The sequence below is a fragment of the Actinoallomurus soli genome, from assembly GCF_024055715.1.
Classification (GTDB): Bacteria; Actinomycetota; Actinomycetes; order Streptosporangiales; family Streptosporangiaceae; genus Actinoallomurus; species Actinoallomurus soli.
Genome location: NZ_JAMXMV010000001.1, coordinates 940,379 through 965,980, shown reverse-complemented (window position 1 = coordinate 965,980; position 25,602 = coordinate 940,379). Strand labels below are relative to the sequence as shown.

At 73.0% G+C, this 25,602-nt stretch carries 21 protein-coding genes; 6 read left to right on the top strand and 15 right to left on the bottom strand.

The window, feature by feature from the left end; translation table 11 throughout:
• Window positions 1–246: 246 nt before the first annotated feature.
• From NDW01_RS04380 to NDW01_RS04350, 7 genes are all read right to left on the bottom strand, one after another.
• A complete protein-coding gene (locus NDW01_RS04380; RefSeq protein WP_252816771.1) occupies window positions 247–3,483 on the bottom strand; it encodes an NACHT domain-containing protein in 3,237 nt (1,078 codons plus the stop codon).
• Window positions 3,484–3,639: 156 nt separating this feature from the next.
• Entirely contained in the window at window positions 3,640–4,854 is a 1,215-nt protein-coding gene (locus tag NDW01_RS04375; protein ID WP_252816769.1) for a L,D-transpeptidase, read from the bottom strand.
• A 501-nt stretch (window positions 4,855–5,355) separates the two neighbouring features.
• Window positions 5,356–5,880 (bottom strand): hypothetical protein, encoded by a 525-nt coding sequence (locus tag NDW01_RS04370; RefSeq protein WP_252816767.1) that lies wholly within the window; start codon window positions 5,878–5,880, stop codon window positions 5,356–5,358.
• A gap of 124 nt (window positions 5,881–6,004) precedes the next feature.
• Window positions 6,005–6,727 carry an ABC transporter ATP-binding protein gene (locus tag NDW01_RS04365; protein ID WP_252817379.1) on the bottom strand — a complete coding sequence of 241 codons (723 nt, stop codon included), beginning with the start codon at window positions 6,725–6,727 and terminating at the stop codon, window positions 6,005–6,007.
• Window positions 6,728–6,762: 35 nt separating this feature from the next.
• On the bottom strand, window positions 6,763–6,987 hold the full coding sequence (locus NDW01_RS04360) for a hypothetical protein (protein ID WP_252817400.1): 225 nt from the start codon (window positions 6,985–6,987) through the stop codon (window positions 6,763–6,765).
• Window positions 6,988–7,029: 42 nt separating this feature from the next.
• Window positions 7,030–8,121 (bottom strand): FecCD family ABC transporter permease, encoded by a 1,092-nt coding sequence (locus tag NDW01_RS04355; RefSeq protein WP_252816765.1) that lies wholly within the window; start codon window positions 8,119–8,121, stop codon window positions 7,030–7,032.
• On the bottom strand, window positions 8,118–9,155 hold the full coding sequence (locus NDW01_RS04350; protein WP_252816763.1) for a FecCD family ABC transporter permease: 1,038 nt from the start codon (window positions 9,153–9,155) through the stop codon (window positions 8,118–8,120). The genes NDW01_RS04355 and NDW01_RS04350 overlap by 4 nt, the downstream gene beginning before the upstream one ends.
• Before the next feature lie 156 nt (window positions 9,156–9,311).
• Between NDW01_RS04350 and NDW01_RS04345 the strand changes: the two genes are divergently transcribed.
• The 5 genes from NDW01_RS04345 to NDW01_RS04320 all read left to right on the top strand — a co-directional run bounded on the left by NDW01_RS04345 (window position 9,312) and on the right by NDW01_RS04320 (window position 16,589).
• Complete coding sequence (locus NDW01_RS04345) at window positions 9,312–10,334, top strand: ABC transporter substrate-binding protein (RefSeq protein WP_252816761.1); 1,023 nt, start codon at window positions 9,312–9,314, stop codon at window positions 10,332–10,334.
• Window positions 10,335–10,429: 95 nt separating this feature from the next.
• Entirely contained in the window at window positions 10,430–11,278 is an 849-nt protein-coding gene (locus NDW01_RS04340) for a siderophore-interacting protein (protein WP_252816759.1), read from the top strand.
• Window positions 11,279–11,294: 16 nt separating this feature from the next.
• Entirely contained in the window at window positions 11,295–12,809 is a 1,515-nt protein-coding gene (locus NDW01_RS04335) for a pyridoxal phosphate-dependent decarboxylase family protein (protein WP_406567681.1), read from the top strand.
• Window positions 12,810–12,813: 4 nt separating this feature from the next.
• Complete coding sequence (locus NDW01_RS04330) at window positions 12,814–14,100, top strand: lysine N(6)-hydroxylase/L-ornithine N(5)-oxygenase family protein (protein ID WP_308211631.1); 1,287 nt, start codon at window positions 12,814–12,816, stop codon at window positions 14,098–14,100.
• A complete protein-coding gene (locus tag NDW01_RS04320) occupies window positions 14,097–16,589 on the top strand; it encodes a GNAT family N-acetyltransferase (RefSeq protein ID WP_308211630.1) in 2,493 nt (830 codons plus the stop codon). The genes NDW01_RS04330 and NDW01_RS04320 overlap by 4 nt, the downstream gene beginning before the upstream one ends.
• A gap of 19 nt (window positions 16,590–16,608) precedes the next feature.
• Here the strand turns inward: NDW01_RS04320 and NDW01_RS04315 are convergent, their stop codons facing one another.
• Window positions 16,609–17,526, bottom strand: coding sequence for a LysR family transcriptional regulator (locus tag NDW01_RS04315; protein WP_252816755.1), 918 nt, complete (start codon window positions 17,524–17,526; stop codon window positions 16,609–16,611).
• Window positions 17,527–17,596: 70 nt separating this feature from the next.
• Between NDW01_RS04315 and NDW01_RS04310 the strand changes: the two genes are divergently transcribed.
• The gene (locus NDW01_RS04310; protein ID WP_252816753.1) at window positions 17,597–18,868 is read left to right on the top strand and encodes an MFS transporter; all 1,272 of its coding nucleotides are present in this window, start codon (window positions 17,597–17,599) and stop codon (window positions 18,866–18,868) included.
• Here NDW01_RS04310 and NDW01_RS04305 read toward each other — a convergent pair.
• The 7 genes from NDW01_RS04305 to NDW01_RS04275 form a co-directional block, all read right to left on the bottom strand.
• A complete protein-coding gene (locus NDW01_RS04305; protein WP_252816751.1) occupies window positions 18,828–19,808 on the bottom strand; it encodes a quinone oxidoreductase family protein in 981 nt (326 codons plus the stop codon). The two genes, NDW01_RS04310 and NDW01_RS04305, sit on opposite strands and share 41 nt — an antisense overlap.
• A 44-nt stretch (window positions 19,809–19,852) precedes the next feature.
• Window positions 19,853–20,719 carry a helix-turn-helix transcriptional regulator gene (locus NDW01_RS04300; RefSeq protein WP_252816749.1) on the bottom strand — a complete coding sequence of 289 codons (867 nt, stop codon included), beginning with the start codon at window positions 20,717–20,719 and terminating at the stop codon, window positions 19,853–19,855.
• Window positions 20,720–20,815: 96 nt separating this feature from the next.
• Window positions 20,816–21,097 (bottom strand): TetR family transcriptional regulator C-terminal domain-containing protein, encoded by a 282-nt coding sequence (locus tag NDW01_RS04295; RefSeq protein WP_406567688.1) that lies wholly within the window; start codon window positions 21,095–21,097, stop codon window positions 20,816–20,818.
• 267 nt (window positions 21,098–21,364) lie between these two features.
• Window positions 21,365–22,390 carry an amidohydrolase family protein gene (locus tag NDW01_RS04290; protein ID WP_252816744.1) on the bottom strand — a complete coding sequence of 342 codons (1,026 nt, stop codon included), beginning with the start codon at window positions 22,388–22,390 and terminating at the stop codon, window positions 21,365–21,367.
• A 255-nt stretch (window positions 22,391–22,645) separates the two neighbouring features.
• On the bottom strand, window positions 22,646–23,215 hold the full coding sequence (locus tag NDW01_RS04285) for a lipase maturation factor family protein (protein ID WP_252816742.1): 570 nt from the start codon (window positions 23,213–23,215) through the stop codon (window positions 22,646–22,648).
• The gene (locus NDW01_RS43695; RefSeq protein WP_252816740.1) at window positions 23,173–24,099 is read right to left on the bottom strand and encodes a lipase maturation factor family protein; all 927 of its coding nucleotides are present in this window, start codon (window positions 24,097–24,099) and stop codon (window positions 23,173–23,175) included. The genes NDW01_RS04285 and NDW01_RS43695 overlap by 43 nt, the downstream gene beginning before the upstream one ends.
• Window positions 24,057–25,547, bottom strand: a complete 1,491-nt coding sequence (locus NDW01_RS04275) for a phytoene desaturase family protein (protein ID WP_252816738.1) — start codon at window positions 25,545–25,547, stop codon at window positions 24,057–24,059. The genes NDW01_RS43695 and NDW01_RS04275 overlap by 43 nt, the downstream gene beginning before the upstream one ends.
• Window positions 25,548–25,602: the final 55 nt, after the last annotated feature.

Below are 25,602 nucleotides of genomic sequence, written 5' to 3'. Positions count from 1 at the left end.
GACACGGCGGTGCTGTCGGTGCCCTCTCCCGGCGTCTTCTTCGGCGGCCCCCTCGCCGCCCGTACGCCGGCGAGGGAGGTCGACGAGGACGGAGCCGGCGTCGTACGGGACCACTCGGGGCGGTTCGGGCTGTTCGCCTCCTTGCCGCTGCCCGACGTCGACCAAGGTGTAGCTCCGGCGACCGACTTGTCAGCCTATGCGCAGCCGCCTGGACGGCCGCTGGTGCTGGCGGCCGGCTTCTCTGTTTCACCGGGATCCGGTGTCGGCGGTGCGCCGTCTTCCGGCGGCCGCGACCCTGAGGCCCGGGGCGAGGAGACCGAGGTCCGTGTCCGGCCACCGCTGCTCGATCGCCCTGACGAGCGCCGCCACCAGGTCACGGCCGTCGACTCCGTGCCCGGCCGCCCCATTCTGGGGAAGCCGGTGCCACAGCGCGTTGACGGTCTCGAGGTACGCGTCCGTCGGCCGCACGGTGTTCGCCTGGTGGAGCAGGTCCAGCACCTTCGCGGCCGGCAGCCTGCCGACGTCGTCGCGGAGGCGCAGGAGGACGAGCCGGTGCAGGTCGGGGAAGGCGGCCGCCGCCCTGAGACATTCCCGGTAGGTCGCCGCACGTTCGTCCTCGGGTGCGTCGCGGGTGTGGTCGAGCCGCCCGAGGTGATAGCCGGGCACGATCCCCTCCTCGCCGGTCGACCTCGACCAGATGCGATCGCCCATGGCCCGGAACAGCGGCAGGGACTGCAGGAGCAGCATCCCCATCCGCCAGTCCGGCAGGAACGCCAGGGTCCGGAGGAGGAGCCCGAGGCCGCTCGCCGGGTTCGCACGAAGGTCGTACGCTCCGGGGTCGCCGGAGAGGAACAGGTCGTAGTCGGTCGCCTCGGGCCGGGCGCCCGGGGGCGCGATGGCGAACGCGCCGAGGACCGATACCGCGGAGCCGTCCTCCCGGCCCAACCGGACCCGCAGCTCATCGGCCAGGTGCACGGTGACCCGCAGCGTGTTCAGGATCCCGTGCCACTCGGACGGAGACAGCTCGGCCTTCCAGAGACGGCTCAGCCGGATCCAGCGCTCCACCGCGGCGGCCGGGGACCCGGGGAACAGCTCGTCGGCGGTGATTCCCTCGCCGGAGAGCAGGACGAGGAGGATCGTCAGGTTGGCGGAGTAGGCGGCGAGCCGCCGGGTGACGGGATGCACCACCGGCTCATAGGCGGTGTGGGACCGCCCGGCGTGCGGGTACAACGCGCCGTCGAGCAACTCCCGCAGCAGCGCCCGGCGCTCGTGCTCCTCCGGTCCGCGACGGAGCAGTTCGCCGAGGAAGTCGACGATCGGCGCGCGTCCGGCCACGCAGGCGAAGGAGAGGACCGCGAACAGGAAGCCGTCATCCGGCCGGCCACCGGCCGCCGTCGGCCGCACGCTCGTCACCTTCCGCACCGCGGTCAGGTCGTCGATGACGCGGACGGCGAGCCAGGCGACGAGGAACTCCGCGAACGTCGGATGCAGGAACTCGAAGGTCCGTGCCCGCTGGTCCCGCACCCGGGCCTCGGCGCGGTGGATGAAGAAGAACCGGCCGGTGGTGCGCTCGGCGGGGCTCAGCGCGGCCGGCTCGTCGGCGCCGGGGTCATGGTGCTGCGGGAGCAGGACGGAGAGGTCGCGGTCCAGTTCGTCCTCACCGGCGGTCTGCCGGCCACGGGTGAACATGGCGAGCGCGGCGACGGCCAGGTGCTCCAGCTCCGCCTCCGCGAGCCTGCGCTGCTCGCCGGACGGCAGGGACGCGGTTCGTGGAGCCTTGCGCACCTCCCGCAACGCGAAGTCCATCAGCAGCGCCTCGTACAGGTCGGCCTGACCGAAGCTCCCGGTACCGGCCTGCAGCGCGTTGTCCTGCGCGTCGAAGATGGCGAGCATGAGCAGGAGCAGCGGCTGCCGCGCCAGCTCCCGATGGGCCAGGACCGTCTCGGCGGGAAGTGGCCGGCGAGACCGCGCCGCCAGGAGCGCGGCGTTGTGCCGGTGCCAGACGTCCAGCCAGTAGCGGACCTGGTCGTCGGTGAAGGGCTGGAGCCGCAGCGCGACGGTGCCCGCCGGATACCGGACGCGGTCGGCGACCACGGTACGGGTCGTCACGATGACGGCGACCGGCTGCCCGAGCGCCGAATGCCGGCGCTGAAGGTCGCGGACCTGCTCCAGGTAGTCGTACCGGTTCAGCCCCGCCGCCTGCAGCATCTCGTCGAAGCCGTCGAGCATCACGACGGGCAGCGCCCCGTCGGCCGACTCGAGGAGATCGGGCAGGGTCACCCGTTCCCCCGACTGGCGGCGGACGGCCTGCTCGATCTGCTCCTGGATCATCGACTCCGCCGCGACCTGGCGGAGTTCGACCCGGATCGGCAGGAAGTCCTCCTCGGGCAGGCGGGCGGCGAGGACCTCGGTCAGCTTCGACTTGCCCGATCCGGGCTCGCCGAGGACCACGAGCGGGGCCTGGACCGCACGGGGGGAGGTCAGGAAGCCGGACAGGAAGGCCTCGGCGTGCGGTTCCCGCACCTGTTCGGCGGCCCAGAACGCCGGGTCGGCCGGGCTCTCCGACGGGTCGACCTCCGCCACCTTGCATCGGGGGTTGACGTAGGCGTCGCCGAGGGCGGGCAGGACCACACCGTCGGGCGCCCGGCCGGTCGCGACGATCGGTTCGGACAGCGCCGCGCGGTATCCCCGGAGCAACCGGCGCCTGGGCCGGTCACCCGGCCGGACCGCCGCCATGGTGCCGAGGATCTGTCCCACCTCGGACAACCCGGCGCCGAGCGCCTCCAGCCGTGTCAGGTTCGCCCAGACCTCGAACTCCCGGTTGTCCGTCGCGAGCCTGCGGAACGCCTGTTCGTAGGTCTGGAGCGCGACCGGTGGCACGGCCGCGACCGCCCGGGTCAGGCGCGTGCGCTCCGGACCGGAAAGGGCGTCCCACGCGGCGACACCACGGACGAAGGCCGTCAGCCGCCGTGACATCAGCTCGTACGTCGACCTGATCGCCGCTCGGGTGCTCTCGTACGGAACGTGCGGCTCGGGCAGCGGAAGCCGGTCGTGCAGCAGCCCGCCGACCAGCTCGGCGCCCCCGCGCGAAGGGAGGGTGCCGGTCGCCTGGGCGACCTTCTCGCCGGGAGTCAGCTCGAAGCGCTCGAGCCCGATCACCGGGTCCCCCTGCTCCAGCGCCTCGAAGTAGGAGGACACCACCAGGACGGCATGGGCCGCCGCCAGCCGCTGCGTGCGGTCGAAGCGGGACAGCCCGCTGCGCCGTTCCGAGATCCGGCGGACGGTGTCGTGTCCGAACCTGACGATCTCCTCTTTCAGGTCGAACAGGTTGAGCGCGGCGGACGCGTCGTTCCCGGTCGCCAGCGCGGCGACCGTCCAGGTGACCAGGCCTGCGGCCGCCAGCCGGTCGGCGAGGCCGATCAGCCTGCTGGGACGGCCGCCGAGGATCTTCAGAGCATCGGCATAGGTCAGCGACTCTGCCACTCGGGCTCCTTAGAGAGGGGAGACTCGCTCCCCATCATCGGCGGGGAGGGTCGAGAGTCCCACCCCCGCACGCGTGACGTGCCGGAACCGACGAAAGGCGCTTCGGACATGCGAAAGCCGGGCGGATCGGTCGGATCCGCCCGGCTTCGTCCGTCGTCAGTTGGGCGACGCCGCGCCGGAGGACGCCGTGAGAGCGGTCGTCGTCACCGGCTGCTTGAGGGCGCTCTCCTTCATCCACTTGGTGAAGGACAGCTGCCAGTAGCCCCAGCCGTTGTTCCACTCGAGGTCGCGGGTCGAACCGCTGATGACGACGACGTCACCGCGGTTGCTCAGCTTGAAGTACCAGGCGGCGCCGGAGGGCGTCTGCCGGACACAACCGTGGCTGCAGTTGCTGTGGCCGAGGCAGCCGAAGTCGCCGGGGCTCTGGTGGAGGTACTCGCCACTGTTGCTGATCTGCACGTCCTTGTAGACGAGCTCGTGGTAGTACCCGGCCTCTCCCTCCTTGATGTTCGGGGAGGTCATCGTCACGACCGGGGACTTGCCCATCGTCAGGTGGACGCCGCTCGTGGTGCGGAAGTCGTTGCCGTGCGAGTCGCCGCCGCCCATGCCGCCGCTGATCGGGATGGTCTTGGCGAGCTTACCGTCGACGTAGACCTTGTTCTTGTGGGTCTTGAGATTGACCTTGGCGATGTGGGAGGCGCCGATCGAGAAGTTGCGCGTGACGTCCTTGGCCCCGTACACGCCGGCGGAGGCGCGGACGCCCGCCAGGTGCGCGACGAGGCTGACGTTGCTGTGGGCCGGCCAGTAGTCCTTCGTGCGGAAGATGGCCTGCTCGCTGGTGATCCAGCGCCAGGCGCCCTGCACCGGCGTGGTCGACCGGACCTCGAGGGCCTTCTCGACCGCCGCCTTGTTGGCGACCGGGCGGCTGAACGTCACGGTGATCGGCATTCCGACGCCGACGGTCTCCCCGGGCTGCGGGATCACGTCGCTGATCTTCACCGTCGAGGACGCCTTGAGCGTGGTGAACTTACTCGTGGCGGTGGTGACCTTGCCCGCCGCGTTCTTCGCGGTGGCGGTCACCGTGTACGAGGTGCCGGGCTTGAGCGTCCACTTCGTCGTCCAGCTCTTCTTGTCCGCGGACATCAGGCCGTCGACGGTGCTCGAGCCCGCCTGAACGCTCACCTGCTCCAGCACTCCGCTGTCCGCCTGCACCGTGACGCCCTTGTCCGGGCGCACCTTGGCGGTCCCGTTCGCCGGAGTGATGGTGGCCGCCGCGTCCGGCGCCTTGGCGGACTTGCCCGCCGGGGAGGCGTCGCCGCTCGACGAGCACGCCGCGGCCATGGTGAGGAGGGTCGCGGCCGCCACCGGCATGACCCATCGACTCGATCGACTGATGCGCACTGATGACCCCACTTCGCGCGGAAGATGCGCGGCTCAACATGTCAGAACGGAGGCGCGCATCGGTAGATCCCCGGTAATTCGAGCATCATAGTATCGATCAACGGCAATTAACCGGACAATAGCGGTTCGGCGGCCGTTGGCCGCCAAACCGTGATCTAAGAAGCTCGACCGAACAGCATTCGGCTCGTCAGGGCCGGAGTGAAGAAGGGTGCCGCCTGCCGCACCACCGGGGTGACCTGCGGCGGGGGCGTGCGCGCGATCGTGCGCGCGGCGATGGGCCCGGGGGCGCGGCCGGGGAACGTCGCCGTACGGTCGGGGCGCCGGCGGGGTCGGAAGACGTCCTGCGATTCGTGCGAACGGGGAGAACTCACGGCGGGCGGCCGCGCGGTCCCGGCACGCGGCGGGGCCGATCCGCCGACCGGCCCCGCCCCGGCGGGTGCCCGCGTTCCCGCGGGTCAGCGGGTCAGGGGGTCAGCGGGTGAAGACGGTGAGGGTCTCGGCCACCGGGCGCGGCCGTCTCGGCGCACAGGGAACGACGACCTCACCGAAGGTCGAGGTGCTCACCCTGAGCACGACCTTGCCGAGGCGGAGCCGATCGACTCCGATCGCCCTCGGAACCCACCCGCCCGTGAGGTCGCCCGTGACGGTGTCGTACGCCGAGACCGGGCCGCCGGAGCCCGACAGCCGGAAGCCCGCGACCTGGGCGCCGCTGACGTCGACATCGGCGTCGGCGCTCCAGGAGGTCACGGCCACCGGCGGACGGAGGCTGAGCCGGGAGACGTGCAGGTCGACCCGCGTGAACGTGCCCACGGTCGGCCGGTGCGGCGTCGCGGTCAGGGTGCCGTCGAACTCCACGCTCCTGTCCCCGAGGAGTGGCACCGCGCACGTGTAGACCATGGAGAAACCGGCGGCGCGGGCGGACGCCGGTGTGAGGACGATTCCGAGTGCGACGGCCGTGGCCGCGGTGACGATGCGTCGGTCGAAAGACTTGATCATCTGATCTCCTTGGCAGAGGTCGCTTCCGCCAAGGAGACGATCATGGATGACGCGGCCGGCGACCTTCGTGAAACGCGGTTCGACGGAATCTTTGAGCCGCCGGTACCTCGTGCTGGCGCCGGTCCTACCGCCGCCGCGCGGCGGGTACGACCAGGGGCGTTCCGGTCTCCGGATCGTCGATCACGCGACACGGCAGGCCGAAGACCTCCTCCACTCTCTCGGCCGTGACGACCTCGGCGGGAGCTCCCTCGGCCACCACCCGCCCGTCGCGCATCGCGATGAGGTGGTCGGCGTACCGTGCCGCCTGGTTCAGGTCGTGCAGGACGGCGACGAGGGTGCGGCCCTGCTCGCGCTGCAGCCGTGCGCACAGGTCCAGGACGTCGATCTGGTGGGCGATGTCCAGGTAGGTCGTCGGCTCGTCGAGGAGCAGCAGCGGGGTCTCCTGAGCGAGCGCCATGGCGATCCAGACGCGTTGCCGCTGACCGCCGGACAGCTCGTCGACGCGGACACCGGCGAGATCGGCCACGCCGGTGGCGGTCATCGACTCCTGGACGACCCGCTCGTCGTCGGCCGACCACTGGCGGAACAGGCCCTGGTGCGGATGGCGCCCGCGCGCCACCAGATCGGCCACCGTGATGCCCTCCGGGGCGATCGACGACTGTGGGAGGAGTCCGAGCGTACGCGCGACCGTGCGCGTGGCCTGCGCGTGAACGTTCCGGCCGTCGAGCAGCACGACGCCGGAGCGCGGTCTGAGCATCCGCGCGAGCGCGCGCAGCAGCGTCGACTTGCCGCAGGCGTTCGGCCCGACGATGACGGTGAAGGACCGGTCGGGAATCGCCACGGTCAGCTCTTCGGCGACGACCCGGCGCTCATACGCGAGCGTCAGCGCGCGCCCCGCCAGCCTGGATCCGCCGCCCGCCGTCCCGGGCCCTCGATCCGCCGTACCGTGACCGTGATCCACCGCGCCGGGACGCCGATCCGCCGTACCGCCACCCCGATCCGCCGTACCGCCACCCCGATCCGCCGCGCCGGGCCCTCGATCCGCCGTACCGGGATTCCGATCCGCCGGTCCGGGCCCGGCGGCCGTCGTCGGGTGGGCGCGTTCACACTCGTGTTCCACGTTTCCTGCCTTCCTGGCGTGCGAGGTCCTCACAGCCGTCCCCTGCGGCGTTCGGTGGCGAGCAGCCAGATCAGGTAGACGCCGCCGAGCACGCCGGTCACCACGCCGACGGGCAACTGGCGACCGGGGATCAGCCGCTGGGCGGCCAGGTCCGCGGTGACCAGGAGGGCCGCGCCCACGCACAGGGAGGGCAACAGGTTGGGTCCCGGTTCGCGGGTCAGGCGCCGGGCCAGTTGCGGAGCGGTCAGCGCCACGAACGCGACCGGGCCGGTGGCCGCGGCGGCGAGCGCGCTGAGCAGCACGGCCGACGCCAGCAGCGCCAGCCGGGTGCGCCGCACCCGTACACCGAGCGCGGTCGCCGCGTCGTCGCCCATCTCGAGAACGCGCGTCGCCCGTGCGCAGCCGAGCAGCACCGCGGGAACGACGACGACCGTGGCCGTCAGAACCGGGGCCAGGTCGCCCCAGCCGCGGCCGTCGAGGGTGCCGGTCAGCCAGAGGACGGCGCGTGCTGCGTCGGGGATGTTCGCGCGGGTGAGCAGGTAGCCGTTGATCCCGGTGAGGATCGCGGCGACGCCGATGCCGACGAGGACGAGACGCCGGCCGTGCAGGCCCTCGCGCCACGCGAGCAGGTGGATGACGACCCCGGTGACGAGTCCCCCGGTGACCGCGCCGGCCGCCGTCGCCACCGCGCCGCCGCCGACGAGGGTGATCATGGTGAGGGCGCCGCCCGCCGCGCCCTGGGTGAATCCGAGAAGATCCGGGCTGCCGAGCGGGTTGCGGGCGAGGGCCTGGAACGCGGCTCCGGAGAACGCCAGCGCGCCGCCGGCCGCCAGGGCCGTGAGCACGCGCGGCAGCCGTACCTGCTCGACGATGAAGACGTCGGCGGGACTGCCTCCGCCCAGGAGCGTACGAACGACGTCCGCCGGGCTCATCGGATAGTCGCCGCCGCCGATGGCGAGGACGGCCGCGGCCGCGGCCACCAGGACGCACGCCGCGCCGACGGCCAGGGCGCGCGGCCGCAGCCGTACCGAGAGCCCGCCGGGGGTCCGGAGGACGACGGTCCTGATACGCCCTCCCTCGCCGCCGGAGGAGCGGCCCAAGGCGCTGACCCGCCCGCTCATGCGCGTCGCACCAGGGCGAGGAACACCGGGCCGCCCGCCACCGCCGTGACGATGCCCACCTGGATCTCCGCGGGCCGGCCGAGGACGCGGCCGAGCACGTCGGCGGTGAGCAGCGTCACGGGGGCCAGCACCGCGCAGTAGGGCAGCAGCCGGCGCAGGTCGGGGCCGGTCAGGGCGCGTACGAGGTGCGGCACCATCAGCCCGACGAACACGATCGGCCCGCACGCGGCCGTGGCCGCGCCGCACAGCAGCGTGACGGCGGCGAGCGCGGCGGCCCGGGTCCAGGCGGGGCGGGCGCCGAGCGCGCGGGCGGCGTCGTCGCCCAGGGCGAGCGCGTTGAGAGGGCGGGCGAGCGCGGCGGTGAGCAGCACTCCGGCCGCGACGAACGGGGCGATCCCCGCGACGGTGGAGGGCCGTGCGGTGGCCAGCGAGCCGACGGTCCAGAACCGCATCCTGTCCAGGGAGGCCGTGTCGATGAGCTCCACCGCGCTGACGTAGGCGAACAGCGCCGCGTTGACGGCCGCCCCGGCGAGGGCCAGCCGCTCCGGCGTGGCGACGCGTCCCCCGCCGACCGCCCAGACGAGGACGGCGACCCCGCCCGCCCCCGCGAAGGCGAACCACACGTAGCCCGTGACCGACCCGATCTTCAGGAAGGTGATCGCCGTCACGACGGCGGCCGCGGCGCCGGCGTTGATGCCGAGCAGGCCGGGGTCGGCGAGGGGGTTGCGGGTCAGGGCCTGCATGACCCCGCCGGCGAGGCCGAGCGCGACCCCGGCCAGAAGCCCCAGGAGGGTGCGCGGCAATCGGGTCTGGCGAACGACGGTGTAGGCGGGGGCGTGCGGATCGAGGAGGCCGTGCCAGACCTCGCCGAGGGAGTACCGCCGGGCGCCGAGGGCCAGGCTCGCCGCGAGGACGGCGAGCAGGAGCAGCACGGCGGCGGGCGGCCCGGCCCGGCGCGCGGATCGGCGTCCTCCCGCCGGTGGGGCGGCGGGGGGCGGCGCCGCGGACGGCGCTGGGGACTTCGTGACGGACACGGGAGGACTCCGGAGCGAGAGCACGATCACACTGGACAAGCCGAACTTAGGTTAGGTTAACCTAAGTTCGATCTCCGGAACTCGCCGCCGTCTCGTCCGGCACATGCCCTCGGCAACTGCCGCCCGTCCCCCGGTTCCCCAGAGGAAGGATTCGTCATGCCCCAGGTCCGGACCCCAGGACTGTCTCGTCGCGGCCTGCTGGCCGCGTTCGGCGGACTCGGCGCCGGCGCGCTCGTCACCGCCTGCGGGGGAGGCGGTGGACCGGCCACGGCGAAGGGCGGCGGAAGCTGGGCGTTCACCGACGACCGGGGCAAGCGGGTGACCGCGGGCGGCCGCCCGCGGCGCCTCGTCGCCTACATCGGGACTGCGGCGGCCCTGCACGACCTCGGCCTCGGCGACCGGATCGTCGGCGTGTTCGGCCCGACCACGCTGAAGGACGGCCGTCCGGACCCGCTCGCCGGGCGCCTGGACGTCACCAGGGTGACGGTCCTCGGCAACACGTTCGGCGAGTTCAACGTCGAGAAGTACGCGGCGCTGCGCCCCGACCTGCTGGTCACCACCATGTACCTGCCGAACGCGCTCTGGTACGTCCCGGACAACAGCAAGGACAAGATCACGGCGCTCGCCCCGAGCGTCGCCGTCACCGCCGCGAAGGTGACGCTCACCGAGCCGATCCGGCGGTACGGGGAGCTGGCCGCCTCCCTCGGCGCCGACCTGAGGGCCCGGCAGGTCACCGACGCCAAGGCGCGGTTCGACCGGGCCGCGGAGACGCTGCGCGCGGCGGCCGGGGCCAAGGGCGGGCTGAAGGTCCTGGCCGCCTCCGGCAGCCCCGACCTGTTCTACGTCTCCGACCCGAACGCGAGCGCCGACCTGCGTTACTTCCGCAGCCTCGGCGTGGACCTCATCGTTCCGGACAAGGTCGGCTCCCAGGGCTTCTTCGAGGAACTGAGCTGGGAGAACGCCGACAAGTACCCCGCCGACCTGATCCTGCTCGACGCCCGGACCTCGGCGCTGCAGCCGAAGGACCTGGCCGCCAAGCCGACCTGGGCGAAGCTTCCCGCGGTGAAGGCGGGCCAGATCACGCCGTGGCAGAGCGAGCCGCGGTTCAGCCACGCGGGCTGCGCGCCGCTCGTCGAGTCGCTCGCCGCCGCCGTCCAGAAGGCCGCGAAGGTCCGCTGACCCGCGCCGATCCGCCGATCTGCGAAGGTCCGGCGGCCTGCGAAGGTCCGCCGACCTGCGAAGGTCCGCCGGCCTGCGACGACAGGAGACCCATCGTGAGTACCACCACCGCCGCCCCGTTCCGGTTCTTCGACTCGCGGGTCGTACGGACGCGGCGCCTCGGCCCGTCGATGATCCGGATCACGTTCGGCGGGGACTCCCTGGCCGGTTTCGCCGCCGGCGGCCGCGACCAGCGTTTCAAGCTGTTCCTCCCCCACCCCCACCAGCGCTCCCCCGTCGTCCCCACCGACGCGGGCGAGGACTGGTTCGCCCGGTGGCGGGCGATGGACCCGGCCGTACGGGCGGTGATGCGCTCCTACACCGTGCGCGAACAGCGCCGCGACCCCGGCGAACTCGACGTCGACTTCGCCCTCCACGGGGACGGCGGGCCGGCGTCCCGCTGGGCGGTCCGCGCCGTCCCCGGCGACCCGGTCGTCCTGCTCGGTCCGGTGGAACCGGACAACGGCGGGGTCGACTTCCGGCCGCCGCCCGGCACCGACCGGGTCCTGCTCGCCGGGGACGAGACGGCGCTGCCCGCCGTCGCCGGCATCCTCGCCTGGCTGCCCGCGACCGCGCGGGCGCGCGTGTGGATCGAGGTACCGCACGCGGCCGACGTCCAGGACCTGCCGACGCGCGCGGAGGCCGAGATCACCTGGCTGGTCCGGGAGGACGCCCCCACCGGGACGATCGTGGACGCGGTACGGGCCGCCGAGCTTCCCCCGGGCACCCCGTACGCCTGGATCGCCGGTGAGGCCGGCGGCGTGCGGGCCCTGCGCCGGCATCTCGTCGGCGAACGCGGCCTCGACCGCCGCGCCGTGACGTTCACCGGCTACTGGCGCCGGGGCGTGACGGAGGAGGACCTGCTCGCCGAGGCGGTGGCCGGCACGGCTCCCGCCGACGACTGACCGGGAAGGACGACCCGTGACCTTCACCTGGCCCCTGCTCGGCGCGGACACCGCCGAGCTCTACCGCAGCCTCGTGGCCGCCGGCGCCGACCGCGTGGCGGGCCGGATCGCCTCGGCGGACCGGCCGTTCACCGGGATCGCCCCGGACCGGCTCGCCGAGGAGGTCGCCGCCGTCGACCTCGACCGGCCCCTCGGCGACGCGACCGCCGCCCTCGACGAACTCGACGACCTCTACCTGCGCGACGCCGTCTACTTCCATCACCCGCGCTACCTCGCCCACCTCAACTGCCCGGTGGCCCTCCCGGCCCTGCTCGGGGAGGCGGTGCTGTCGGCGGTCAACTCCTCGCTCGACACGTGGGACCAGAGCGCCGGCGGCACGCTGATCGAACGCCGCCTGATCGACTGGACGGCCGGGCGACTCGGCCTCGGCCCCGTCGCCGACGGGGTGTTCACCAGCGGCGGCACGCAGTCCAACCTCCAGGCCCTGCTGCTGGCCCGCGAGGAGGCGCTCGGGCGCCCGCCCGCCGAAGAGGCCTCCCTATGCCCGCCCGGCGGAGAGGCGCTCGGACGTCCGCCCGCGCGGGCCGACGTCCTGCCCCGGCTGCGCGTCCTCGCCTCCGCGCACGGCCACTTCAGCGTGGTCAAGGCGGCGCGGTTGCTGGGCCTGAGCGAGGACGCGGTGATCGAGGTGCCGTGCGACCGGGACCGGCGGATGCGCCCCGGCGCGCTGGCCCGAGCGCTGGACCGCTGCCGCCGCCAGGGCCTCGTGCCGATGGCGGTGGTCGCGACCGCCGGGACCACCGACTTCGGCGGCATCGACCCACTGCCGGAGATCGCCGGGCTGTGCGCGCAGGCCGGCGCGTGGCTGCACGTCGACGCGGCGTACGGCTGCGGGCTGCTCGTGTCGCGCCGCCGGCACCTGCTCGACGGCGTCGAGCGGGCCGACTCGGTCACCGTCGACTACCACAAGTCCTTCTTCCAGCCGGTCAGCTCCAGCGCGGTGCTCGTACGGGACGGGGCCGTGCTGCGGCACGTGACGTACCACGCCGACTACCTCAACCCCGCGCGCAGCGCCGCCCTGGGCGTGCCCAACCAGGTGGACAAGAGCCTGCAGACCACCCGCCGGTTCGACGCGCTCAAGCTGTGGCTCACCCTGCGGATCATGGGCGCGGACGCCGTCGGCGAGCTGTTCGACACGGTGCTCGACCGGGCCGCCGAGGCGTGGGCGCTGCTGGACGCCGACCCGCGCTTCGAGGTCGTCGTACGGCCCCGGCTGAGCACCCTGGTGTTCCGTTACACGTCGCCCGGGGCGAGCGCCGCCGCGCTCGACCGGGCGAACCTGCGCGCGGCCGCCGCGCTGTCCGCCTCCGGGGCGGCGGTCGTGGCCACGACGGTCGTCGACGGCCGCCACCATCTGAAGTTCACGCTCCTGAACCCGCGCACGACCATCCGCGACATCGCCGACGTCCTCGACCTGCTCGCCGGACACGCCCGCGACCACCTGGGAGACGACCTTGCCCACGCCTCATGACTTCGTGGCCATCGGACTGGGCCCGTTCAACCTCGGCCTCGCCTGCCTGACCGACCCGATCGACGACCTGGACGGGGTCTTCCTGGAGAGCGAACCGGAGTTCGACTGGCACCCGGGCATGCTCCTGGAGGGCACCACCCTGCAGACGCCGTTCCTCGCCGATCTGGTCACGCTGGCCGACCCGACCTCGCCGTTCTCCTTCCTCAACTACCTGAAGGAGCGGGGGCGGCTGTACTCCTTCTACATCCGCGAGAGCTTCTTCCCGCTGCGCGCCGAGTACGTCGACTACTGCCGCTGGGCGGCCGGCCGCCTCGGCACGATCCGCTTCGGCCACCGCGTCACGGCCGTGGAGTACGACGAGGCCGAGGAGGTCTACGTCGTCCACGCCGACCGTACGGCCACCGGGGACCGCGCGACCTTCCGTGCCCGGACCCTGGTCCTCGGCACCGGGACCCCGCCGTACGTCCCGGACTGCTGCCGCGACCTGCCCGGCGACGCCGTGCACTCCTCCGCGTACCTGCCGAACCGCTCCGCGCTGCGGGCCAAGCGCAGCGTCACGGTCGTCGGCAGCGGCCAGAGCGCGGCGGAGATCTACCACGACCTGCTGCAGGACATCGACGACCACGGTTACGAGCTGAACTGGGTGACCCGGTCGCCCCGGTTCTTCCCGCTGGAGTACACGAAGCTGACGCTGGAGATGACGTCGCCGGAGTACGTCGACTACTTCCACGCGCTGCCCGCCGCTGCCCGCGACCGGCTCTCGGCCGCGCAGAAGGGGCTGTACAAGGGCATCAACGCCGACCTCATCAACGCGATCTTCGAGCTGCTCTACCGCAAGAACCTCGACCGGCCCCGCCCTGCGCGGCTGATGACCGCCACGGCGCTACGCGAGGTCCGCCACGACGCCGCGACCGGCGCGTACACCCTCGGCCTGCGCCAGGAGGAGCAGGGCCGCGACTTCGCCCTCACCACCGAGGGCCTGGTCCTCGCCACCGGCTACCGGTACCAGGTCCCCGCCTTCCTCACCCCGGTCGCGGACCGTCTCCGGTGGGGCCGGGACGGCCGCCTCGCGGTACGGCGGGACTACAGCGTCCACGCGACCGGCGGCGGCGTCTTCGTGCAGAACGCCGAGCTGCACACCCACGGCTTCACGGCGCCCGACCTGGGCATGGCCGCCTACCGCAACTCCTGCATCATCCGGAGCCTGCTCGGCCGCGAGCCCTACCCGGTCGAGCGGTCCATCGCGTTCCAGCGCTTCGGCGTCCCCGCCGAGGAGGTGACGGTCGGATGACCGTGTTCTCCCGTACCGACGACCGGCTCGGCGAGTTCGCGCTCCGCCCGGTCGACCCGGCCGGCGACGCGCCGCTGCTGCACCGCTGGGTCACCCATCCCAAGTCGGTGTTCTGGATGATGGGCGACGCGAGCCCGTCCGACGTCGTCGCGGAGTTCGAGGCCATCGTGTCCCGGCCGGGGCACGACGCGTTCCTCGGCCTGCACGAGGGCCGGCCCGCCTTCCTCGTCGAGCGCTATGACCCGTGCCGCGAGCTCGGCGCGGTGTACGACGCACGCCCCGGTGACGTGGGCATGCACTTCCTGGTCGCGCCGGCCGAGACGCCGATCCACGGCTTCACCCGTGCCGTCATCGTGACCGTGATGGACCTGCTGTTCGCCGACCCGCGGACCCGTCGCGTCGTGGTCGAACCCGACGTGCGCAACACGGCCGTGCACGCCCTCAACGCGGCGGTCGGCTTCGAGGTCGTGGGCCCCGTACGGCTGCCGGGCAAGGAGGCGCTGCTGAGCGTCTGCACCCGCGAGCGGTACGCCGCGACCCGAGCCGCCGGCGAGCCGCACCCGGCGACCAGGGCTCCCGGCGAGCGGCCCCCGGCGGCCCCGACCTCCGGCGAGCGGCACCCGGCGACCAGGACCCTCGGCGAGCGGCCCCCGGCGGCCCCGGCCACCGGCGAGCGGCACCCGGTAGCCCCGGCCACCGGCGCACGCGCCGATGCTCCTGACGTCGTCGCGCACCTGACGCCCGAACGCTGGGCGCACGCGAACCGGCTCCTGGTGCGCAAGGCCCTCGCCGAGTTCGCGCACGAACGGCTGCTGGCCCCCGAGCGGCTGCCCGGCGGCCGGTACGCCGTGCGCGGCGACGACGGCGCCGTGGAGTACCGGTTCACCGCCCGCGTCATGGCCCTGGACCACTGGCTGATCGACGCGGGCTCCATCACCCGGTCGCGGTTCGGCGTCGGGCTCCCGCTGGACGCGGTGGACCTGATCCTTGAGCTGCGGCAGACGCTCGGCCTCACCGACGAGGTGCTCCCCGTCTATCTGGAGGAGGTCACCAGCACGCTCGCGAGCAGCGCGTACAAGCTCGCCCGGCCGCCGGTCCCCGCCGCCGACCTGGCGCGGGCGGACTTCCAGGCCGTCGAGACCGGGATGACGGAGGGCCATCCCTGCTTCGTGGCGAACAACGGGCGCCTGGGCTTCGACGCCGAGGAGTACCACCGGTACGCCCCCGAGGCCGCGCGGCCCGTCCGCCTGCTGTGGCTGGCGGCCCGCCGGGACCGCAGCACCTTCACCGGCGGCACGGGCGTGGACCATGACACGCTGGTCCGCGCGGAGCTCGGCGAGCGGGTCCTCGACCGGTTCGCCGCGACGATGACCGGTCTCGGGCTGGACCTCGCCGGCTTCCACCTGATCCCCGTCCACCCGTGGCAGTGGCGGAACCGGCTGTCGGTGACGTTCGCGGGCGAGGTCGCGCGCCGCCGTCTGGTGCTCCTGGGGCCCGGCGACGACGAGTACCTCCCCCAGCAGTCGATCCGGACGTTCTTCAACGTCTCCTCGCCCGCGAAGCACTACGTCAAGACGGCCCTGTCCGTGCTGAACATGGGTTTCCTGCGCGGCCTGTCGGCGGAGTACATGGCGGCGACCCCGGCCATCAACGACTGGGTCGCCGACGTGGTCGCCGGCGACGAGGTCCTCAAGCGGACCGGCCTGGCCGTCCTGCGGGAGCGCGCCGCCGTCGGCTACCACCACGAGCAGTACGCCGCCGCCTCGGACAGGGGCTCCCCGTACCGCAAGATGCTCGCCGCGCTCTGGCGGGAGAGTCCGGTCCCGCTGCTCGGGCCCGGCGAGCGGCTCGCGACCATGGCCTCGCTGCTGCACGTCGACCGGGCGGGCGGCTCCCTGGTGAGCGCCCTGATCAGGGGGTCGGGCCTCGATCCGGCCTCTTGGCTGCACCGGTACCTCGGCGCCTACCTGACACCGATCCTCCACTGCTTCTACGCCCACGACCTGGTCTTCATGCCGCACGGCGAGAACGTCATCCTGGTCCTCGACGAGCGGGGCGTCCCCCGGCGGGCCGTCTTCAAGGACATCGCCGAGGAGATCGGCGTGATGAGCGCCGACCGGCCGCTGCCGCCCGCGATCGAGCGCATCCGCGCGGACGTGCCCGAGGACGTGAAGATCCTGTCGATCTTCACGGACGTCTTCGACTGCTTCCTCCGCTTCCTCGGCGCGACCCTCGACGCGGACGGCACCCTGGACGAGGAGACCTTCTGGTCGACGGTGGCCGCCGGCGTCACCGGCTACCAGGAGTCCGTCCCTTACCTGGCCGACCGGTTCGCGGAGTACGACCTGTTCGCCGAGCGCTTCGCGCTGTCCTGCCTCAACCGGCTGCAGCTGCGGAACAACCGGCAGATGGTCGACCTCGCCGACCCTGCGGGCGCGCTGCAGCTCGTCGGCACTCTGGAGAACCCCATCGCGCGTTTCGCGCGGTAGCGCCGTGGCGGTGGCCCGCTCACCGTGGGTCCGCCGCCTCCAGGCACGCGCGGACGAAGTCACGCACGATCGGATCGGTACCGTCGCGTTCCCACACGACCGCCAGCTCACTCGGCTCGGCGTCCTCGACCAGTCGATAGTGGACGCCGGGCCGCCGGTAGACGCGCGTGCTGGACTCGGTGAGCATCCCCACGCCCCGGCCCGACTGGATGTTCTGGAAGAAGTCCTCGGAGTTGTCGACCTCGGCGGCGATCCGCGGCGGGCGGCCGAACCGGTCGGCCGCCAGCCAGAACGCCCGCAACGGCCCGGAGGCGGTGGGCAACGCCACGAACTCCTCGTCCTTCAGGTCGGCCAGGCGTACACCGTCTCGGTCGAGCAGCCGATGCCCGTCGGGCAACGCCACGTATCGGGCATCGCGTCTCAGCACCTCCAGGTCGAGACGTTCCTGGCCGGGCACCGGCAGCCGCAGCAGGGCCGTCCGGAGGGTGCCCTCCAGCACGCCACGGGCCGGGTCGGCCCAGTCGACGATCCGCATGCGTACGCTCCAGCCGGGACGCAGGCGGCGGAAACCGGCCTCGATCGCGTTCGTCAGCGCGGGTTCGACGCTGGAGTGGTAGCCGACGGACAGCACCCGCGTCGCCTCGGCCCGTACGGCGCGCAGATCCCGCGCCCAGTCGTCGAAGTCGGCCAGCATCCGCGTCGCCACGGGCAGCAGGGAGAGTCCCGTGTCGGTCAGCTCGACGTACTGCCGGCTGCGGATGAACAGCGGGGCTCCCAGCACGCCCTCGAGCCGCCTGATCGTCTTCGACACCGCGGGCTGGGTCATCCCCAGGCGCTCGGCCGCCTGAGTGAAGTGCAGATCTTCGGCCACCGCCAGGAAGCAGCGGAGCGCCTGGAGGGAGACGTCCACGTCGCCACCGTAATGCCATTTCGGCATGACGGCGGTCATTGGCGTCGACGGACGCGGGCGGGCGAGCGTGGGAGGACACCGGAAAGGAGCGATCACAATGAGCACCCTGTCCCCCGTCCGGACCGTCCACCCCGCCCTCCCCGAGGGTCGTGGGCCATGGCCCGGAATGGGCGCCGTCGTCGCCGCCGCCGTCGCGGCCATGACGCCCGTGTTCGGGGTCGCCGCGCTCGCCACCCCGATCGAGCGCGACGCCGGAATCTCCGGGACGACGTTCGGGCTGGCGCTGAGCGTGTTCTTCGCGGTCACCGCGGCCGGGTCCGGCGTCGGACGCCGCGTCGCGGCGCGCCTGCCGCTCCCGGCGGTCCTGCTGCTCATCGACCTGCTGGCCGCGGCCGCGCTGCTGCTCGCCGCCCTGGCCGACGGCCCGGTGTGGCTCATCGGGGCTCTCGTGGTCGGTGGCGTGGCCAACACGCTGCCGCAACCGGCGGCCGGCCGTTACATCGCCGCGCGGGTACCCGGGCACAGGCTGTCCCTCGCCACCGGCCTGGTCGGTGCGGCGCTCGGAGCCGCACCGCTGCTGCCCGGCCTGCTCGCCGGACTCGTCGCCGTCCCGTACGGCCCGCGGACCGCCCTCGTCGCGGCGGCCGCCTTCCCCGTCCTCGCGCTGGCCGCCGTTCCGCTCGGGCGGATCGGCCCGGCCCGCCCGCGAACCCCGTCCACGACCGTCACCGGAGACGACAGGGCCGCCGGTGACGCCGTTCGGCGGCGCACGATATTCCGGGTGCTCCTGCTGTGGACCCTGGCGGCCGGTCTCGCCACGGTGGGTTCCAACGCCGCCGCCTCCTACTTCATCCAGATCGGTACGGCCTCAGGGCTGTCGACGGCCGTCGCCGGGCTGATGCAGTCCCTCGCGGGGATCGTCGCCATCGCCGTCCGGCTCACGGCGGGCGGCCTCGCCGACCGCGCGCCGCGGCACAACCCGGTCGTGGTGACGGTGATGATGCTCAGCGGCGCGCTCGGCCTGGCGCTCACCGCGTTCGGCACCCCGGTGACGTTCGTCATCGGCGCGATCCTGGCCGTCGCGGGCGGCTGGGGCTGGACCGGTCTGCTGCTCGCCTCGGTGATGCGCCTGCTGGACGGGCAGGGCGCCCGCGCGGGCGCCTGGATGCAGGCGGGCCTGTTCACCGGCGCGGCGGTCACCCCGTTCACCTTCGGCGTCGTCACCGGCGCCATCGGCGTTCCGGGCGCGGTCCTGCTGGCGGCCGCCACCGCGCTGGCCGGCACGCTCACGATGGCCGCCGGCATCCTGCTCCGGTCCCGCACGCGGGTCACGGCGTCGCGACGTCGAGCACCAGCTTGCCGGTGGTGAGCCCCGATTCGATGCGGCGGTGCGCCTCGGCGGCCCGTTCCAGGGGCAGCGCCTCGACCTGGACCCGCAGGGCCCCCTTCGCGGCGGCCTCCACCGCGCGGCGCAGCGCCCGGCCCGCCTCCTCGGGAAAGACGGCGGAGAAGGCGGCCAGGTTGAACCCGGAGACCGTCTTGTTGGTGAACCACAGTTCGTTGGCCGGGACGCCGACGTCGTCGGCGCCCGACGCGTTGCCCATCACCACGAGGCGGCCCATCGGCGCCAGCCGGTCCAGGCCGGCGCGGCGGGCGGGACCGCCGACCATGTCGACGACGATGTCGAACTCGCCGGCCTCGGCGAGCCGGTCGCGCAGGATCACCTCGTCGTAGCCGAAGCCCCTGGCGACCTCGATCTTTGCCGGGCCGCCGACCGTGCCGACCACGCGGCCCGCCCCCAGCAGCCGGGCGGCCTGGCCGAGCTGGCTGCCCACGCCCCCGGCCGCGGCGTGGACGAGGACGCTCTGCCCGGGCTCGATGCGCGCCACCCGGTCGAGGACGAGGAAGGCCGTGGTGCTGTTGGACGGCAGCGCCGCGGCCACGTCCAGCCCGAGGCCGAGGCCGTCCAGCGGGGCGACCAGGTCCGCCGAGGTGACGACCACCTCCGCGTAGCCACCGCTGTCGACGATCGTCAACGCGGCCACCGGCCGGCCGACCGTCAGGTCCTCGACGCCCTCGCCGACGGCGCGGATCCGGCCCGAGACCTCGATCCCGGGGACGAAGGGCAACGGCACGTCCACCACGCCACGCCGGTAGAGGACCTCGGCGAAGTTCGCGCCCGCGTACGCCACATCGATCGCGACCTGGCCCGGGCCGGGCTCGGGGACCGCCACCTCGTCCGTGCGGAGCACCTCGGCCTCGCCGAACTCGGGGATGGTGACCGCCTTCATCTGCTCACTGCTGCTCATGGCGATGAGTCTGCTGGCGCGGCGCGGGCTCCGGCAGTGTCAGCTCATCCTGGGTGTGGCACCACCAGGCTGCGCTCCCGCATCAGCTTCTCCAGCCGCTCCTGCGTGCCCGTGCCCGGACGGGGATTGTGCAGGATCAGGTGATGGCCGGGGTGCTCGGGCAGCGGCAGCAGCGTGGCGTCGAAGGTCAGCGTCCCGGCCTCCGGGTGATCGACCGCCTTGACCGCGCTGGTGTGCTCGGCCACGTCGTGGCGCGCCCACAGTTCGGCGAACTCCGGGTTCACCTCGGCCAGTTCGCCCGCGATGCGGTCGCACTCCGGGTCGTCGGGATGGCGCGCGGCGTCGGCGCGGAACCCGGCGGCCACCGAGGGCGCGGTCTCGGCCCAGTGCCGGTGCACCACCCGGTAGCGGGCGTTGGTGAAGAAGGAGACCAGGCAGTTGTGGTCGGTCTCGCCGTAGCCGAACACGACCCGGGCGGCGTCGTTGATCGCGGTGAAGTTCCAGTGGCGGTCACGGATGTAGCCGGGCCGCGGCGACCAGGCGTCCAGCAGCCGCCGCACCTCCGGTGAGGCGGGCACGGAGGCCGCGGACCGGGCCTGCGGCGGGTTGAGGCCGGCCAGCAGGTACAGGTGCGCGCGCTCGGCGGAGTCCAGCAGCAGCGCACGGGCGATCGCGTCGAGGACGTCCTCGGACACCTTGATGTCGCGTCCCTGCTCCAGCCACGTGTACCAGGACACCCCGACCCCGGCCAGCACCGCGACCTCCTCGCGCCGCAACCCCGGCGTACGGCGGCGACCACCCGCCGGCAGCCCGACCTCCTCGGGCGAGACCCGCGCCCGCCGGCTGCGCAGGAACTCCCGCAGCTCGGCGCGGCGCCGGTCACGGGACAGGGAGGAATCAGCACTGGCCATGGCCCTAACCTTAGGCATCCCGGACGTTCCGGCGGTCATGGCGGCCGGACGGATCGCTCCCTCGAATTCGGGCCGAGGGGGATCGTGATCGTCCGTCTACGACAACAGGTGGTCGAGGCAGAGGTTCAGCCCGGCCTCCAGGTGCTCTGCTGAGCCGGTGGAGAGCAGGACGGTGACACCGCCTTGGACGGCGGCGATCACAGCCGCGGCCGTGCGGTCGGCGTCGAGGGCGGGGTCGGCCTCACCGGCCGCTTGTGTGGCCTCGATACCGGCGCGGACGCACTCCTGCCACCGCCGCACCAGTTGCGCCGACACGGCCTGCGCGGCCGGGCTGTACCGGCCCACGTCGGCGATCAGTACCCCGAGCGGGCAGTGCAGAGCGGGCAGTGCAGCCCTTGGTCGCGGTATTGCTTGACGACAAGGTCACGCCACGCCTCCCAGGCCGCGCGCGAGGTGAGTTCGCTCAAGAACATTTGCCCCTTGCCGGTGCCGCTGCGCCGCAACCCTCGGCGCGGACGGCCCGACAGGAACCTTCCAGGACGAGAACGGAGAAGTCCCCTGGTAGGCATCTAGGCGCGATCGGGGGCAGGCCACCTCGGCCACCCCCGATCCTTCTACGCCACCGCACCCGTTGACCACCCGGTCTCACAGCCGGAAGAGGCGCTCCGCGTTGAGATGGGTGATCTTCTCCCTGTCTTCGGGTGTGACGTCGAGTTCATCGAGGAACTCCCGCGTGCCGTCGAGGTGAAGGAAGGGGTAGTCGACGGACCAGATCAATCGGTCGAGTCCCACCACGGCGCGGATGAAGTCGAACTGGGGCCGATGGAACATCCCGCTCGGGGTGACCCAGACATTCGAGCGGTAGGTCTCGGTGATCGTCCGCGACAGTCCGGTGTCACCTGGTGAGAGGACGTCGTCCAGGCGGCTGAGATAGAAGGGGACCATCTCGCCCCAGTGACCGCTGATGACCTGAAGGTCGGGAAGACGTTCGAAGACTCCGGCGAGAATGAGCCGGAGCACGTGGATCCCCGCCTCGTGGTGCCAGCCCCATGCGCCCAGCGAGAGTTCGGCGCTCACCTTGTCGTTGAATCCCGCGTAGTAGGCCTGCTGGACCTGCGGGACCGGATGGAACGGGTGCACGTAGAGCGGCACCCGCAGTGCGGCGATCCTGTCCAGGACGGGCCGGTAGACGGGATCGTCGAGGAACCCGGCACCGGGACGCCCCAGGATCAGGACCCCGCGCAGACCGAGGTCGGTCACGGCACGGTCGAGTTCGTCCACGGCGGCGGCCGGCTGTTGCCACGGCAACGCCGCCAGCCCCTGGAGCCGATCGGGGTGGGCGGTGACCGCCTTCGCGAGCCGGTCGTTGGCCGACCGGCACAGGGCGATCGCCTTGTCGTCGGGGACGAGCTGGATCGGACTGGTCCAGGAGACGATCTGCACGTCGATGCCGTGCTCGTCCATCCGCCGGATGCGCTCCTGCCCGAGGTCGGCCCCGAGGCGGAGCGCTTCCTTGATGTCGACGGCGGGCCGTCGACCAGGGCCCGGCCGCACGGGTGCGGAGCTGGAGCTCTGCATCCGCATGTACGGCGCTTCACGGGCGAGGGCCGGACCGGCCGCTTCGGCGATCGCCTGGTCGACGGCATGCTCTTCGATACAGATCAGTGTCATGAGTCTTCCTCTCCAAGTAAACTGAACTGTACCGTTTACTTATGGGAGAGGCAAGGACCCCTTTTCCGGCCGGGCGGATGGGGATCGCCGATGTGCCAGGAGTCGGTTCGTGCGGGTGGCGAGATCCGCGGGCAGGTCGCCGGGGCCTACGGCGATGACGGTCTCGTCGTTCTCGCCGGCCACGATGTCCCACGATGCCGGACAGGTCCTGCGGCGGGACCGGGTCCTCCGCGGTCGGCTCGTCGGTGTGGTCGCTCATGGTGTCGTCGCCCCGGATGTCGGTGTGGCGCCGGCGGTGGGACGCAGGCCGAGCGGGGGCAGGTACTCCCGTACGAGCGTGCGGTCCCACCACCGGCCGGTCTCGCGGCGTTCCTGCCACGTGGTGAAGCGGTAGCGGTAAAGACGGGCGCGGACGACGGCGGGCGGGGCGCCGGGGAAGGGGTTGTGCCGGAGGAGCCGGAGGATCGCACGGTCGTTCTCCAGCAGCCGCTCGGCGAGCGGGACGATCCACGGCTCCGCGTACAGCGAGGACAGTCCGGCGAACCACATCAGCCAGTCGAGCCGGAGATGGTACGGCGCGAACTGCGGCGGCCGCCGCCGTGGATCCCCCGGCTTGCCCTTGAACTCGTACTCCCGCCACGCGCTGCCGGGGCCGGGGTCGGGGTCCTCGGTGCCCTCGATGACGACCTCGTACCTGACCTTGGTGATGCTGCCGAACGCTCCGTAGGAGTTGACCAGGTGCAGCGGGTTGAAGCTGGCGTTCATCCGCTGCCGCCGGGAGATCAGGTTGCGGGCCGGCCAGTAGCTGAGCACGACGACCAGCACGGTGACCGCGATGACCAGCGCCTGGTGCCACAGTGGCTCCGCGGCGGGCCGGGGGCTCCCGCCAGACCGAGCGCCCGCCAGTCGACGACGGAGGTCGCCAGGATCGCGGTGATCCAGTTCAGCCAGGCGAAGTTGCCCGAGAGGATCAGCCAGAACTGGGTGACGATGACGATCGCGGCCGCCACGGTGGCGTACGGCTGCGGCGCGAACAGCCCGAACGGCACGATCAGCTGGGTGACGTGGTTCGCCGCCACCTCGACGCGGTGCAGCGGCTTGGGCAGGTGGTGGAAGTACCAGCTGAGCGGGTTCGGCATCGGCTGGGTCTCGTGGTGGTAGTACAGGCACGTCAGGTCGCGCCAGCACCGGTCGCCGCGCAGTTTGATCAGGCCGGCGCCGAACTCCAGGCGGAACAGCAGCCAGCGCAGCAGCCACAGGATGAGCACCGGCGGCGCGGTGTGCGCGTTGCCGAGGAAGACGGCCAGGAAGCCCGCCTCGCACAGCAGTGACTCCCAGCCGAAGCCGTACCAGACCTGCCCGACGTTGACGATGGACAGGTACAGCGCCCACAGGACCGCCCACAGCGCCGTCGCCGCTCCGAGCGGCACCACGTCGGCGGCCCCTCCGAGGACGGCGGCCGACAGGACCGCCCCCGCCCAGGAGACGGCCGCGAGGAACCGGTCCGAGTAGTGGAGGTGGAACAGGCTCGGGGCCCGCTGGAACGACACTCTCCGCAGGTACGCCGGAACCGGCGTGAGGCCCCGCTCCCCCGCCAGCGCGCGGAACTGGTCCACCGCACAGAGGAAGGCGAGCAGGTAGATCGCGGCGAGGCCCCGCTGGAAGATCAGCCGGCCCGGCCAGTATCCAGGGTCCGTGAGCCACTCCACGGCCGTCGCACCTCCTCTCCGGACAGCCGGAAGACGCGGCGCAGGGCGGTGAGGGCGGCGTGGTGCCCGCACATGCCGTGCACCCCCGGGCCCGGCGGGGTCGCGGAGGAGCAGAGGTAGATGCGCGGGTTCGGCGTGGCGTACGGGACGCGGGCCAGGGTGGGCCGGAAGAGCAGCCGCAGGTGGTCGCAGGCGCCGCCGGCGATGTCGCCGCCGACGTTGTTCGGGTTGCGCGCCGCGATCGTGGCCGGTCCCGACACCGCACGGGCGAGGACCAGATCCCCGAAGCCGGGGGCGAACCGCTCGATCTGACGCTCGATCGCCCCTGTCAGGTCGCCGTGCCAGTCGCGCGGCGCGTGCCCGTAGACCCACAGGACGTGAGAGCCCGCCGGGGCACGGGACGGGTCGAACAGGCTCGGCTGGGCCACGATGAGGAACGGCCGCTCCGGCGGCGCGCCCTGGTACGCGGTGCGCAGCGCCGTGCCGATCTCCGCGAACGTCGGGCCGATGTGGACGGTGCCGGCCCGTCTGCACGCTTCGGCGGTCCACGGCACCGGGCCGGACAGCGCATAGTCGATCTTGAAGGCGGCCGGGCCGTGCGGGTAGCGCCGTAGCCGGTCGGCGAACCGGTCCGGCAGCCGGGGGCCGGCGAGGGCGGCCAGGTGCTCGGGCATGACGTCGAGCAGGTACGCACGGGCGGCCGGCAGCTCGCCGAGATCCCGTACGTGCCGCCCCGTCTCGATCCGGCCGCCGAGGGAGCGCAGGTGGCCCGCCAGGGCGTCGGCGATCGCCTGCGAGCCGCCGGCCGGGAACGGCCAGCCCACCTCGTGGGCCGCGAGCGCGAACAGCAGCGCGATCCCCCCGGTCGCCGGCGTGCTGAGCGGCGCGATGGCGTGCGCGGCCAGCCCGGCGAGCAGCCCGGGGGCGTGCTCTCCACGGAACAGCCGGGCCAGCAGCGCGGCGGGCGCGGCCGCCCGTACGCCGAACCGGGCGAGCAGCAGCGGGTGGGCGGGCAGGCCGTCGAGCGGGGCGCGCAGCACGTCGGGCGCGAGGTCCCTCCAGCGGCCCAGGAACGGCTTCACCAGGGCGCGGTACGCGGGGCCGTCCCGCCCGAGGGCGCCCGAGGTCTCCTCGACCGACCGGGCCAGAATCGCGGCCGACCCGTCGGGGAACGGATGGGCGAGCGGGAGCGGCGGCTCGACCCACGTGACGCCGTGCCGCTCCAGCGGCAGCCCGAGGAACGCGGGCGATCCGGCGCCGAGCGGATGCACGGCGGAGCACACGTCGTGCCGGAAGCCCGGCAGGGTCAGCTCCTCGGTGCGGGTCCCGCCGCCGATCTCCGCGGCGGCCTCGTACACCCGTACGGTGAGCCCGGCCCGGGCGAGCGTGACCGCCGCCGTCAGGCCGTTCGGACCGGCGCCGACCACGACCGCGTCGACTTCGACCATGAATGGTTGGCTGCCCCGCCCGCCGATCCTTACACCGCGGCGAGCCGACGAGCGA

Bases quoted from the DNA above. Each gene is read 5' to 3' on its own strand.
- NDW01_RS04355 (WP_252816765.1), bottom strand. From the start codon at position 8,121: ATGAGCGGGCGGGTCAGCGCCTTGGGCCGCTCCTCCGGCGGCGAGGGA.
- NDW01_RS04310 (WP_252816753.1), top strand. From the start codon at position 17,597: ATGAGCACCCTGTCCCCCGTCCGGACCGTCCACCCCGCCCTCCCCGAG.
- NDW01_RS04305 (WP_252816751.1), bottom strand. From the start codon at position 19,808: ATGAGCAGCAGTGAGCAGATGAAGGCGGTCACCATCCCCGAGTTCGGC.
- NDW01_RS04290 (WP_252816744.1), bottom strand. From the start codon at position 22,390: ATGACACTGATCTGTATCGAAGAGCATGCCGTCGACCAGGCGATCGCC.
- NDW01_RS04275 (WP_252816738.1), bottom strand. From the start codon at position 25,547: ATGGTCGAAGTCGACGCGGTCGTGGTCGGCGCCGGTCCGAACGGCCTG.
- NDW01_RS04315 (WP_252816755.1), bottom strand. From the start codon at position 17,526: ATGCCGAAATGGCATTACGGTGGCGACGTGGACGTCTCCCTCCAGGCG.
- NDW01_RS04300 (WP_252816749.1), bottom strand. From the start codon at position 20,719: ATGGCCAGTGCTGATTCCTCCCTGTCCCGTGACCGGCGCCGCGCCGAG.
- NDW01_RS04345 (WP_252816761.1), top strand. From the start codon at position 9,312: ATGCCCCAGGTCCGGACCCCAGGACTGTCTCGTCGCGGCCTGCTGGCC.
- NDW01_RS04375 (WP_252816769.1), bottom strand. From the start codon at position 4,854: ATGCCGGTGGCGGCCGCGACCCTCCTCACCATGGCCGCGGCGTGCTCG.
- NDW01_RS04370 (WP_252816767.1), bottom strand. From the start codon at position 5,880: ATGATCAAGTCTTTCGACCGACGCATCGTCACCGCGGCCACGGCCGTC.
- NDW01_RS04320 (WP_308211630.1), top strand. From the start codon at position 14,097: ATGACCGTGTTCTCCCGTACCGACGACCGGCTCGGCGAGTTCGCGCTC.